Below are 12,922 nucleotides of genomic sequence, written 5' to 3' on the forward strand. Positions count from 1 at the left end.
TATAACTAAATACAACAAAAAAACTTGCGCAACCAAATAGTTGCACGTATATTCGCAACCATATGGTAGCAAATTAAGAATAGATGGAGACAAGACGAGATGTATTTCAAGCCATAGCTGACCCTACCCGGAGAGCCATTATTCTGCTGCTGGCCGTTAGTGCCATGACCCCTAACGCCATTGCCGAGCACTTCAACAGTAGCAGACAGGCCATCTCTAAGCACATCCAGGTTTTGACGGAGTGTGAGATTTTAAAACAGGAGCAGAAAGGCAGAGAGATTCACTATCACCTGAATGCCAGCAAAATGAACGAAATTGAGAAATGGCTAGAGCAGTTCAAACAGTTACTGGCTAAGCGGTTTGATCAGTTAGACGATGTATTAAAACAACTTAAATCAGATAAGAAATGAACAAGGCTATTTTATTCAACTTTCTGGTAGACAAGGAAAACAACCAGATCAACGTAGAAAGATCATTTGAGGCACCCCTTGACTTGGTGTGGGCCGCCTGGACAGAAGCCGCCATCCTGGACCAATGGTGGGCCCCCAAACCTTACAGATCTGTCACCAAAAGCATGGACTTTACAGAAGGAGGCCGCTGGCATTACTACATGTTAAGCCCTGAGGGAGACAAACATTGGTGCCTGTTTGACTTTGACGTGATAAAACCCCAACTCTCTTTCTCTGGCTCAGATGCTTTCTGTGACGAATATGCGGTGATAAACAAATCCCAACCGCAGATAAAGTGGGAGAATACATTTAAAGCCCAGGAAGAGAACACGCTCGTAACCATCCAACTTTCTTTTGAGAAACTGGAAGATCTAGAAACCATTGTTCAAATGGGCTTCAAAGAAGGGTTTACCGCCGGCTTAGAAAACCTGGACAAGTATTTCCGGTCCGTTCTGCCACAAAAAGCATAACAACAGAGAGACCAATTCACCAAACACCTAAAACAAAACACGTATGAAGCAGAAGATCTTAACCGGATTTTGCATCCTCTTGGGGTTATTACTCATCAACGGAGGCTTAAACAAATTCTTCCATTACATGCCGGTCCCAAATGATTTGCCAGAAGCAATCATGAAGGATTCTGTTGCCTTGATGGAAGTTTCCTGGCTCATGCCCTTGATTGGCTTAGCTGAAGTTTTGGGAGGAATACTTATCATCTTTCCCAGAACAAGAGCATTAGGGGCATTGATAATCTTCCCGGTCATGGTAGGCATTCTGCTCACGCATCTATTGGTGGACACCAGCGGACTACCCATTGCCATCGTAATCTGGCTGATTCTGCTCTGGATCCTTTTTGAGAACAGAAAAAGATACCTTCCCTTGATCAACCAGGCATAAACAACCTCCAAGAACACAAGAACCTGATAACGCCTTTAACTAATGCCATTTCGGAAGAAGGCATCATTTCAGGAATTCAGAATGGATTGTCTTTTCACAAAACGATTAGAAATCGATTACCTACTTCTCTGATAATCAAGAGTCCTTTATAACTTGTCAGACAGAAATAGCCAGGATGGTAGAAGAGAATATCTACCATCCTGGTTTAGATTTTATAAGTATCTTGAGGCAACAAAGAGCCCTCATGAAAAAACTCTTCTACCTCCTATTTGCCTTCACGGTTTCTTCTGCCTCGGCGCAGCAGGCTACTACGGGAACTGCCGCTAACTATCCCGCTCCGGTGAACTTCACCGCCGAGCAGGACCACCAGCTCATGATGAGGCAGCTGGGCATTAAGGCGCTTCGGCCAGGGCCCAGCGGAGACGAGAAATCCCCGAATGCGGCCAACTACGATGAAGCGAAAGCCAATCCTTACCCCAACCTGCCGGAACTACTCACCCTCAAAAACGGCAAAAAGGTAACTACCCCAGCCCAATGGTGGAACCAGCGGCGGCCCGAAATAGTGGAAGACTTTGAGCGGGAGATTTTCGGCCGAATTCCTAAAAACGTGCCTAAAATAACCTGGAAAACCCTGATCTCGGAACGGGAGATGGTGGGCTGGATCCCGGTGAACGCCAAGCAACTGGTAGGCCAGGTAGATAACTCCCAGTACCCCTTACTGGAGGTGAACATCAACATGACGGTGGTCACGCCCGCTAACGCCAAAGGTCCGGTGCCGGTCTTGATGATGTTCGGGCGTAGCGCCTTGCCTGCCCCGGCGCAGCCGCCCAAAGAAAGCCTGGAGAAAATTAACGCCGCCATGAAGAAACTGCTGGTAGAGGCAGATCCTTCGTTGAAAGCCGTCTTTGAGCAGTACCCGGCCTATACGCCCATTGCGCCACAAGGACCTCCTTCCTTCGGACCGCCCACGGCCGGAGATCCGCCTCCCACGCACCAGTTGCTGGCTGCCGGTTGGGGCTACGTCCTGATTGAACCCGGCAGCATCCAAGCCGATAACGGCGCAGGACTGACAAAAGGCATCATTGGGCTGGTAAACAAAGGGCAGCCACGTAAGCCCGAGGACTGGGGTGCTCTGCGCGCTTGGGCCTGGGGTGCCTCCCGCGGCCTGGATTACCTGGAGACCGACCCCATGGTAGACGCCAAACGGGTGGGCATTGAAGGCGTGTCACGATTTGGGAAGGCGGCGTTGGTGGCGCAGGCGTTCGACCAGCGTTTTGCCGTAGGCCTGATTGGCTCCTCCGGTGAGGGCGGGGCCAAGCTGCACCGGCGCAACTTCGGCGAAGCCGTGGAAAGTCTCACCAGCAGCTACGAGTACCACTGGATGGCAGGCAATTTCCTGAAATACGGTGCCTCTGAGGCTACTTTCGGTTCTAAAACCGCCAACGACTTGCCGGTAGACGCGCACCAACTCATCGCCCTGTGCGCTCCCCGGCCCACGTTCATCAGCTACGGCATTCCTGAGCAGGGCGACGCTAAATGGCTGGACCAGCAGGGCAGTTACATGGCTACCGTGGCGGCCGGACCGGCCTTCAAGCTGTTAGGCGCCCGCGACCTGGGCGTAGAGCATGACTATAAAACGGCCAAAATGCCAGGGGTGAACGTGAGCCTGCTAGACGGGGAATTGGCCTGGCGCCAGCATGACGGCGGCCACACCGATGCTCCTAACTTTAAATTCTTCATTCCATGGGCTAATACCATGCTAAAGCAAAACAGCGCCGCTTCTTCCAAACGTTGACAAAGATTCTGAGCGACAGCCCCGCTCATCGCTATGAAAAGTTTCCGTCTTTGTCTTATCTTTAGAACTGGTTTTTTGTGTTGGTAATTTCAGGTATGGCCTTTCTCAAAGCAAAATTTCTATTGGGCAGATGTCTTACAGCCTCTGTTTGCTGTTTACTCCTCCTTGGTTGTCAGAAATCGGGGAAAGAGACCAAACTATGGGGAGGCGATGAGGAAGAAAAGCAAACAGTGGCCATTCCGGCCTCTTTCACGGCAGACAGCATCCAGAAACTGACCGTGAAGCTAGACTCAGTGTTCAAGCACTTCCATAAGCGGCGCGGTTTTAACGGCACGGTGCTGGTGACCAAATATGACAAGGTCATCTACAAAAACGCCTTCGGCCTAGCCGATTTCTTTAAGAAAGATTCGCTTACCGTGGAAACGGCTTTTCAGTTGGCCTCGGTGTCTAAGCAGTTTACGGCCATGGCCATCATGATGCTGAAAGAAGAAGGCGAGCTCAGTTATGAAGATAGCGTGCAGCAATACCTCCCTGATTTCCCGTATCATGGCATCACCATCCGGCAGTTGCTCACGCACCAGAGCGGTTTGTCTAATTACACGTACTTTAGTGACAAACTGTGGCCAGACCGCAACAAGAACCTCACGAACGAAGATGTCATCAACCTGATGGTGACGCATCAGCCCCGCCCCTACTACCCGCCCAATACTCATTTTGATTACAGCAACACCGGGTACAGCCTTTTGGCCTCTATTGTGGAAAAGGTGTCAGAAAAGCCTTTTGCTACGTTCCTGCGGGAGAAAATCTTTGAGCCGCTGGAGATGAAGCACACCTTCACCTACAGCCCAGACGTGGCCACGCTCACCGGCAAGATTGCCACCGGGCATACCCGTTTCCGGCAGAAGAGAACCTCTGATTACCTGGACACTGTGCTGGGCGATAAGGGCATTTACTCTACCGTGGAAGACCTCTACAAATGGGACCAAGCGCTGTACACCCAGAAATTGGTGAAGCACGAGACCCTGGAAGAAGCGTTTACCGGCGGTATTCTCCATAAAAAGAAAAACCAAACCGAGGACTATGGCTTTGGCTGGCGCATCCGCCCGCTGGAAAACGGGGACACCGCCGTGTACCATGGGGGCCTTTGGCACGGCTTCTCTACCTACTTCCTCCGCAACCCCAAAGAACACAGCGCCCTCATTATCCTCAGCAACCTGCCCAATGGCAGCTTCAGCTACCTGCAGGAACTCCGGAAATTCTTGTACCCAATTCACCCAGACAGCCTTGCTCAACAAAATGGGCAGAAGATTGCAACCCGCACCCGGCGGTAACTTATTTGTGTAATTGGATTTGAGAAACAAGGCGTTACCTGACTTCTACAAGGGATTTAAGGTATTTCCCTTCTCTCCTACTGCTTTCTTCACCGCTGGGGCTACTACGGTTCCCAATAACTCTATGGCGTGCATCACCTGCGCATGCGGCATCGTGCCTACGCTGATGTGCAGCAGGAAACGGGTATTGCCGAATAGTTCATGCTCCCACAAGATCTTGTCTATTACCTGCTGCGGACTGCCCACCAGCAAGGAGCCTTCGGGCCCGCGCATGAAGTCGTACTGCTCGCGATTCATCCCAGACCAACCCCGCTCCTGCCCTATTTTACCCATCAGGTAGGCGTACGGCCCATAGAATTCATTAGCGGCTTTCTGCGAATCATCTGCAATGTAGCCGTGCGAGTTAATGGCGAGTTGCAGTTTGTCTATGTTGTAGCCAGCCTGCAGGTAGGTTTTCTTGTACAGGTCAGTGAAGGGTACAAACCGCTCGGGCATGCCCCCAATAATAGCGAGCGCCATGGGCAAACCATGTTGGGCCGCCCGTATGACAGATGCCGGCGTGCCACCTACCGCCACCCAAATAGGCAGTTCCTTCTGGTACGGCCTGGGGGACACGCCCAGATCATCAATGGCGGGCCGGTGCTTCCCAGACCAGGTGACCTTCTCGCTTTTATTCAGTTGAATAAGCAAATCCAGCTTCTCAGAAAAAAGGGTGTTGTAGTCTTGCAGATCATAGCCGAAAAGCGGAAAAGACTCAATAAACGATCCTCGACCTGCAATAATCTCAGCGCGCCCTTCTGAAAGCAGATCCACGTGCGCGAAATCCTGGAACACCCGCACGGGGTCATCTGAGCTTAACACCGTCACCGCGCTGGACAGCTTGATCTTCTTCGTTTTCACCGCAGCAGCGGCCAACACGACTGCTGGTGAGGAGACTATGAAATCTGGGCGGTGGTGTTCGCCAATGGAAAAGACATCCAGCCCTACCTGATCGGCGAGCTCAATTTCTTCCATCAGGTTGCGCATCCGCTCATGCGGCGCTAACAGTTTTCCGGTGGCTGGGTCTGGGGTGTTCTCTACGAAGGTGGTGATGCCTATTTCCATAATCTCATGTTAAACATCTGTCTAAAACGACAAAAGCCCAAAGGAGTTGAACGGGATTCATCTTCCTGGTGCCCCTTGGGTTTGCAGAGGCGCTCTTGGCAACTTCCTGTTTTAACGCTATCTTCATCAAAACACTTCCAAAACAGGAAATGTGATTTAACGCACCTGCCCCCACAGAGATTACCCCGACGCGGAAATAAGAAGATTCATTCAACTAACGGCAAACAGGTATGACCTACATCACCACTGGGGTGAACCAACCCGGCATTGTGGAACTGCTTTTTTACAAAGGCCCAACAGGCAAAGCCTTGTCCAACTTGGCCCACACCCTGCTGCACGGCCCCTCTACCCTTACCTCGGCGGAGCGGGAACTCATTGCGGCGTACGTGTCTAAGCTGAACAATTGTGAGTACTGCCATCAATCCCACTCAGCGGCGGCAAACGTGCATTTTAAGGACTCTGGCGAAACCGTGAGCTGTGCGGTGGAGAACAAAGATAACGCTCCCATCTCTGAGAAGATGAAGGCCCTGCTGACCATTGCCGGAAAGGTGCAGCAAAGCGGCAAAGCGGTGCAACAAGAAGACATAGACCGGGCCAAAGCCAAAGGTGCCTCAGACGAAGAAATCCATGATACCGTGCTCATTGCCGCCGCGTTCTGCATGTACAACCGTTATGTAGATGGCTTGGGCACGAACGTGGCCGCTCCGCACGAGTACCCCCAGATGGGAATACGGCTGGCAAAGAAGGGGTATAAGTACCCGCCTTTATTTTTACGCAAGGCTATTGTCTGGGTGATGAATAGGAAAAGCAAAAAGTAGCCCCCTTACCTATAGATAGAATATGCTAGATATTGTCATAGAAGCCCGCAAAGCCTCCCTGGCCCCCGGAATGGATGTGCGCAGGATCCTACCTTTTCGTATGCGCCGGATGGTGGGCCCTTTCATTTTCATGGACCACGCCGGCCCCGTAGACGTGCAACCGCCCTTGGTGACCAACCTTGATGTGTTGCCGCATCCGCACATCGGGTTATCTACGGTCAGTTATTTGTTTGGGGGCTCAGTTATGCACCGCGATAGTCTGGGGGTGGAGCAAATCATCAGGCCCGGCGAGGTGAATTGGATGACGGCCGGCAGCGGTATTGCCCACTCAGAACGGTTTGAAGACCCGGCGGCACTGGCAGGCGGAGATTTGGAGATGATTCAGACCTGGGTAGCCCTGCCCGAGAAAGACGAAGAAGCCGCCCCGGCCTTTGACAATTACAAACCAGAGCAGCTCCCCATCTATACCGATGCCGGTGTCTGGATGCGCCTGATTGCCGGTGATGCGTATGGCCTGAGAAACGGCGTGAAAACGCACTCGCCTCTCTTCTACCTGCACGTGGTGCTGGACCAAGGAGCCTGTTTCGGTTTGCCCAAAGAGCATTCAGAGCGGGGCCTGTACATTGCCAAAGGCAGCCTAGAGGTTTCGGGGCGCACCTACACCGCGGGTCAGATGCTGGTATTCACGAAGGGAGTAGATCCAATCCTGCTGGCCAAAGAACCCACCACGCTCATGCTATTGGGCGGCGAGCCGCTGGGCGAACGGTTTATCTGGTGGAACTTTGTGTCTAGCCGGAAAGAACGCATTGAACAAGCCAAAGCTGACTGGAAAGAGGGCCGCATCTTATTACCGCCCACGGATAACCAGGAGTTTGTTCCGCTTCCCGAAGACAAATCCAGACCTGCTGGAAGTCCTTCACCGCAGGCACTTTCTTAGGGTGACTCCTTCTTTGTCTCTTTTCTATAAAATGGCTGAAAACGGATAACCTTTATACCGGCCAATTCCTTCTACTCTTCTCCTACTTTATGGGCAACTTTTCTTTGCTGTAGTTGCTCATTTAACTGGCTAATAAAAGGCAGATGATCTTCCATTTCATTGGGCGTGAGTAGCCTACCGTTTATGTAAAACTTGGGCCTTCTGTCTCCTATCACTACCAATTTGAACTGGGTACTGTCTGGGCCAATGGTCGTCACGGTGTTCAGGTAATTCTCCTCATCTTCTTTGCTCACCTCTTGGAAAGGCACGCTCAATTCTTCTTTGGGTTGCACAGCGTTCATTTGATTCTTAGAGAACTTCCCCTGGTCTGCGAAAAGCAGAAAACCTGTCAATAAAAGTACCAAGCATCCCGCCAAAGACCAGACCCAAGCTTTGTTCTCCCTCTTTTCAACTGGCCGCACTACAGGTTCTTCTGCAGGTTGGGTAATACTCGCGTGCAAGACGTATCCTTTTTTAGGAATGGTCTCAATCATCTTTTTCTCACCATCCAGCAGCACCTTTCTTAGCACCGAAACAGATTGGGTTAAACCATCATCGGCACTGCCGTAGTCATTCCAGATTTCCTTTACCAGCTTCTCTCTAAACACCAGTTCTCCTACCTGGTCAGACAGAATACACAGCAACTGCATGAGCCGTGGTTCAAGTCTGGTTTCTTTCTCCAGCGCTGTATCCTGTACCAGATTGAGGGCAGGATTTATTTTAAATCTCCCATTGATAGTGAATAGCTGCTTCATGTGGTGTCTGTAAAAGCTGATTGCTCCTTAAAGATAAGTACCTAGCCAGCATCCCGCCACATATAAAACCTGAAGAATACCTAAAGCTTTTCTTCATGCATGAACCCAGCACTAAGCAGTAGGTTAGCTTCAGCATTTCACCCTTGATCTACACCTGCTATGAACCACAAGATACTGCTTAGTCTAGTCCTCGTTTCTTTCCTTATGGGGTTCAACACATCAGCCCAACACGCGCCAGTTCTGCTAGACCAGCCTTCCAAAAAACAAGTAGTAGACAGCGTATGTCGGGCCTTGAGCGCCTACTACGTTTTTCCAGAACAGGCCAAACGCATGCAGGCGCATCTGCAAACCAGGGCAAAAAAAGGAGTTTACAAATCCGTTGCTCAAGCTGCTGAACTTGCCAATACCTTAACCAAAGATTTGCGCTCAGTTCACCCAGACCCACACCTCTCTATTCGGTTTGATCCCGATCTAGAGAAAAGAATCCTGAGCTTTACCCAAACTTCAACGCCAGATAAAAACGATTTTATGAAGGAGCAACAGCAGAATTTCTTCTTTCAGAAATCTGAGATATTGCCTGGCAATATTGGATATGTGGTGTTCAACGGCTTCTCTGACACAAGTGCTTCGGCTAGGAATACCATGCGGGCCGCTTTCCAGTTTGTGGCGCACACGGATGCCCTGATTCTGGATTTACGCAATAACTTTGGCGGCACAGGTGTCATGGGGCAGGAAATAACCAGTTATTTCTTCTCTCAACGCACCCTCACTGGCCGAAGCTATAGCCGGCTTACTGATTCCTGGACCGAGAGTTGGGTTGAAAACAAACCTGTCATCACCAACGGGCTGGTACTATCCATGCCGATTTACCTGTTAACCAGTTCCCGCACCTATTCTGCGGCTGAAAGCCTAGCTTACACCTTGCAGCATCTGAAAAACGCCGTGGTAGTGGGCGACACTACCAGAGGCGGGGCCCACCTTACCAGAAGCTTTGCGCTGGGCAACGGCTTTGTGGGTTTTATTCCCTATACGCGCGGTGAAAACGCCGTCACCAAAACCGATTGGGAAGGAGTTGGGGTGCTGCCTACGCTTCCGGTGCCTGAAACCCTGGCCTTACCTACAGCGCAGGAACACTTCTTGAACCAGAGACTCACAAGAACCCAGGATGAGGTAGAGAAGCGTAAGATCACTTGGCTCTTACATCACATAAAAGCCAAAACTGCTGCCCTTGTGGTACCTGCTACTGAACTGCAACCGTATGCCGGGCAGTTTGAAGAATTTGTCTTTACCGTAAAAGATGGGCAACTCATCTGTACCAATACGCACCAGCAAGGTAAAGCAGATAAATTAACTCCTGTAACCAATACCTTATTTCAGATTGACCAACAAGCGCAGGTTGAATTTGTAAAAGACAGCACGGGCCAATTTTCTTCCATTCAATTGCGCTGGAACGATGGCTGGGTAGATACCATTCAAAAGACCAAATAAAGGTCTTTTGACTTCCTCTGTTCTGCGACTGTTTTCTACAAAACAACCCTAAAACAAAACAGACGCAAGTTTGCACCTGCGTCTGTTCTAAAAAAGATCTTAAGAAAATTGATTACAGCACCAGCGTAGCGATGGAGTGCGGCAGACTCTTGGCATCGGCGGCTTTGCCGTTGATCCAAAGTTTGTAGTCCAGCGGTTTGTCGGTGGTGTTGAGCACGATCACGGCTACCTTTCCGTCTGGGTTCAGGAAAGCGGTGGTTTGCAGGGCATCGCGGTTAGACGAGCTGATGATGCGCTTGGCGCCCGGCTTCACGAACTTGGAGAAATGGCCCAGGTAGTAGTAGCTGTTGGTGTAGTACACTTTGCCGTTGCGGGTATCGGCGTGGATAGGCGCGAAGCAGAAATTGCCCACGTGGTTAGGGCCGCCTTTCTCGTCCAGCACCATGTTCCAGTCGGTCCAGGCCACAGTTCCGGCGTTGAAGTCGTTCACCATGGAGTAACCGTAACGCTCGCCCAAAGACCAGTCGTTGATGCGGTTGAAATCGAATTTCTCAATGCAGCCCTCGGTGAAGATGAGGTTGGTCTCTGGGAAGGTTTCTTTTACTTTGCGCAGGTTGTCAAACAGCATGTCAGAGCCGGTCCAGGTCTCATACCAGTGGTAGCCAATGCCCCACACGTATTTAGCAGCCTCCGGGTCGTTCAAGACGGTGCTGGCGCGTTGGTAGATCAGGTCGCGGTTGTGGTCCCAGGCAATCAGCTTTTTGTCTTTCATGCCGCTTTTGTGCAACGTAGGTCCTAAATACTCCTTGATGAAATCGCGCTCTTCCTCACCGGTGAAAATGCAGGACTCCCAGGTTTGTTTCGCCATTGGCTCGTTTTGCACACTCAAGCCCCAGATAGGAATGCCCGCCTGCTCATACGAGTTGATGAACTTGATGTAGTAGTTCGCCCAGTTCTGACGATACTCGGGCAACAGTTTCCCGCCGCGCAGCATGGTTTTGGTGTCTTTCATCCAGGCCGGAGGGCTCCACGGGCTCACGTACATCGTCAGTTTTCCGCCCGCAGCCTGAATAGCCTGCTTGATGAACGGAATGCGGTACTGCTCATCGTGCTTCACGCTGAAGGTCTTCAGCTCTTTGTCGTTGTCCTCCACGTAGGTGTACGAGCCACTAGAAAAGTCTGAGCTGTGAATGGTGGTTCTGCCCAAGGTGTACCCAATGCCGTTGGTTGGGTCATAGTAGGCTTTCATGATCTCCTGCTGCTTGTCCTTCGGCATTTTGGCGAAGGTCTCGGCCGTGGCATCCGTAATGGCGCCGCCAATACCCACCATCGTCTGGAAAGTTTTGTTCGGGTCCACAAACACGCACACCTGCGTCTCCAGCGGCTGCCCAAAATCCTGGAACCGCAGCGTTCCGTTCTGCGACAAACGCAGATCAGTGTCTTTGGCGGTGGTGTACACCGTTACCGAGCGGTTGTCTACCTGAAAGTTGTTATTGCTGATTTTGCTTTGGCTTGTTTTCACCTGCGAGCAGGAAAACGCTACACCCGCGGCCAGCAGGGTAAGGGATGCTAAGGATTGTATTTTCTTCATTTTTGGAATGAGTGATTGAATGATTGAGAGAATGAGTGAATAGAAGCGGTTGTACTGCTAAGGTAAAGCTGTTTGGGGCATGTTTTTCTTAAATCAACCCGAAAACAGTTTTACTCCAGCCGCTGCTCACTCCTTCCAGAAATTTACCACACGTAAGTACCTACTGCGCCGGCGTTCAAGGTCGCCGAAATGGTTTTGCCTTTGTGCCGGATGTTGAACGTTTGAGCTGCATCGCTGTTGTTCAGGACAATGACCACGCGCTCGCCTTTGGGCGTTTTGAACGCCACGTTTGGCAAGTTAGTTGGTACGTTGGAAGCGATTCTCACCGAGCCCGGACGCACGAACTTGGAGGCGTGCGCGATGACGTAGTAGGCCGGGTTGCGGATCACCTTGTCGCCGTCAATGGTCAGGGCACCTAAACACTCGGTGCAACCGCCGGGGGTATGAGGCTTCTGCTGTGGATCAGCGGCCAGGTTCCACTCCAGCACGTTGCGCGCCCAGTTGCGGGGAGCGCCTATAATCAGCTCGCGCACGTGCCATTTGAGGTCGCCGGGGAAGTTGCCAGGGGCGCCAATCCACTGCTCGGTGAAGTACACGTTCTTGTCAGGATGCGCATTGTGCACCTCAGACATCGCCTCAATCTTGCCACCGTACAGGTGGAAGGCCGAGCCGTCAATGTATTTCTTCGCCTCGGGATCGTTCAGGATAGAGATAGGGTAATCCGGACGGTCCAGGTTGTGGTCGTAGATGATGATCTTGGTTTTTACGTTCGCTTTCTGAAAAGCAGGCCCTAAATGGTTCTTCACGAATACTGCCTGATCAGGCGCCAGCATAAGCAAACTAGGGTTGTTGCCAGGGTGCAAGGGCTCATTCTGTACCGTAATGGCGTCTATCTTGATGCCTTCTTTGGCCATCTCCTGCACGTACTTCACGAAGTACTTTGCGTAGGCATCGTACCACTCCGGCTTCAGGGAACCGCCTTTGGAGTTGTTGTTCGTCTTCATCCAGGTAGGCGGTGACCACGGCGAGCCCAGGATCATGATTTTGGGGTTGATGGCCAGAATCTCCTTCAAAACGGGAATGAGGAACTCGCGGTCCGGCGCCAGGCTGAACTTCTCCAGGTTGGGATCAGTCTGCCCCTCGGGCAGGTCATTGTAAGAGAATACTTTCTCGTCCAGGTCAGACGCGCCAATGCTCACGCGTAGGTAACTCACGCCAATGTTGTTTCCGTCCGTCGCGAAGAGCTCTTTCAGGATCGCCGCCCGCGCCGCCGGAGTCATTTTGTGCAGGTGGTACGCACTGCCGCCTGTTAAGGTATAGCCAAAACCATCGATGGTCTGGAAGGTCTGCTGGTCATCAATGTCAATGACTGCTGAAGTGGCAGCCGCCGCATCTGTGAACGTCAAGGGCTGCGCCTGCTTTTGGAACAGCGAAGATTTATCAGCATTGGTCAGCCATAGGTCAGCCTCGTTCTTGGATAAAAGGCCTTTGTTAGAGGTACAGCCCACCGCACCGCCCAGGCAAAGCCCACTGATGAGGAGGGTGTGTACCCACTGTTTTTTGAGGGAATGAATCATGAATTAGAAATCAATAAGGTTCTAACTTCTGAGCAACTGCTTGGTTAGAACAGCCATCAGGAAGAAGTAGAAGTTCAAAAAGTTGATGTTCCTGCTTACTGCAGAATAGAATTCTGCTTTGCGGCTGCTTAAAGTAAAACA

Annotated in this window: 12 protein-coding genes; 8 read left to right on the forward strand and 4 right to left on the reverse strand. The window is 51.2% G+C overall.

The window, feature by feature from the left end; all coding sequences use genetic code 11:
• The first annotated feature begins 83 nt into the window (after positions 1–83).
• The 5 genes from ACW9SV_RS05935 (at position 84) to ACW9SV_RS05955 (ending at position 4,472) form a co-directional block, all read left to right on the forward strand.
• Positions 84–410, forward strand: coding sequence for an ArsR/SmtB family transcription factor (locus ACW9SV_RS05935; protein WP_210462939.1), 327 nt, complete (start codon positions 84–86; stop codon positions 408–410).
• Entirely contained in the window at positions 407–919 is a 513-nt protein-coding gene (locus ACW9SV_RS05940; protein ID WP_479555820.1) for an SRPBCC family protein, read from the forward strand. Before ACW9SV_RS05935 ends, ACW9SV_RS05940 begins: the two co-directional genes overlap by 4 nt.
• Positions 920–962: 43 nt before the next feature.
• Positions 963–1,346 carry a DoxX family protein gene (locus tag ACW9SV_RS05945; protein WP_479555821.1) on the forward strand — a complete coding sequence of 128 codons (384 nt, stop codon included), beginning with the start codon at positions 963–965 and terminating at the stop codon, positions 1,344–1,346.
• A 244-nt stretch (positions 1,347–1,590) separates the two neighbouring features.
• Positions 1,591–3,141, forward strand: a complete 1,551-nt coding sequence (locus ACW9SV_RS05950; RefSeq protein WP_479555822.1) for a glucuronyl esterase domain-containing protein — start codon at positions 1,591–1,593, stop codon at positions 3,139–3,141.
• Positions 3,142–3,236: 95 nt separating this feature from the next.
• Positions 3,237–4,472: a serine hydrolase domain-containing protein gene (locus ACW9SV_RS05955; RefSeq protein ID WP_479555823.1), complete on the forward strand. Its 1,236-nt coding sequence runs from the start codon at positions 3,237–3,239 to the stop codon at positions 4,470–4,472.
• A gap of 45 nt (positions 4,473–4,517) precedes the next feature.
• Here ACW9SV_RS05955 and ACW9SV_RS05960 read toward each other — a convergent pair whose 3' ends face one another.
• Positions 4,518–5,576, reverse strand: a complete 1,059-nt coding sequence (locus ACW9SV_RS05960; RefSeq protein WP_479555824.1) for an LLM class flavin-dependent oxidoreductase — start codon at positions 5,574–5,576, stop codon at positions 4,518–4,520.
• A gap of 230 nt (positions 5,577–5,806) precedes the next feature.
• Between ACW9SV_RS05960 and ACW9SV_RS05965 the strand changes: the two genes are divergently transcribed.
• Positions 5,807–6,394, forward strand: coding sequence for a carboxymuconolactone decarboxylase family protein (locus ACW9SV_RS05965; RefSeq protein WP_479555825.1), 588 nt, complete (start codon positions 5,807–5,809; stop codon positions 6,392–6,394).
• Between the two features lie 22 nt (positions 6,395–6,416).
• Positions 6,417–7,331: a pirin family protein gene (locus ACW9SV_RS05970; RefSeq protein ID WP_479555826.1), complete on the forward strand. Its 915-nt coding sequence runs from the start codon at positions 6,417–6,419 to the stop codon at positions 7,329–7,331.
• 71 nt (positions 7,332–7,402) lie between these two features.
• Here the strand turns inward: ACW9SV_RS05970 and ACW9SV_RS05975 are convergent, their stop codons facing one another.
• The gene (locus ACW9SV_RS05975; protein WP_479555827.1) at positions 7,403–8,125 is read right to left on the reverse strand and encodes a winged helix-turn-helix domain-containing protein; all 723 of its coding nucleotides are present in this window, start codon (positions 8,123–8,125) and stop codon (positions 7,403–7,405) included.
• 159 nt (positions 8,126–8,284) lie between these two features.
• Here ACW9SV_RS05975 and ACW9SV_RS05980 point away from each other — a divergent pair, with 159 nt between their 5' ends.
• The gene (locus ACW9SV_RS05980; RefSeq protein WP_479555828.1) at positions 8,285–9,613 is read left to right on the forward strand and encodes a S41 family peptidase; all 1,329 of its coding nucleotides are present in this window, start codon (positions 8,285–8,287) and stop codon (positions 9,611–9,613) included.
• Between the two features lie 112 nt (positions 9,614–9,725).
• Here ACW9SV_RS05980 and ACW9SV_RS05985 read toward each other — a convergent pair whose 3' ends face one another.
• Positions 9,726–11,204 carry a glycoside hydrolase family 30 protein gene (locus ACW9SV_RS05985; RefSeq protein WP_479555829.1) on the reverse strand — a complete coding sequence of 493 codons (1,479 nt, stop codon included), beginning with the start codon at positions 11,202–11,204 and terminating at the stop codon, positions 9,726–9,728.
• Positions 11,205–11,347: 143 nt separating this feature from the next.
• Entirely contained in the window at positions 11,348–12,781 is a 1,434-nt protein-coding gene (locus ACW9SV_RS05990; RefSeq protein WP_479555830.1) for a glycoside hydrolase family 30 protein, read from the reverse strand.
• Positions 12,782–12,922 lie beyond the last annotated feature (141 nt).

Source organism: Rufibacter sp. JT20002 (assembly GCF_056491185.1).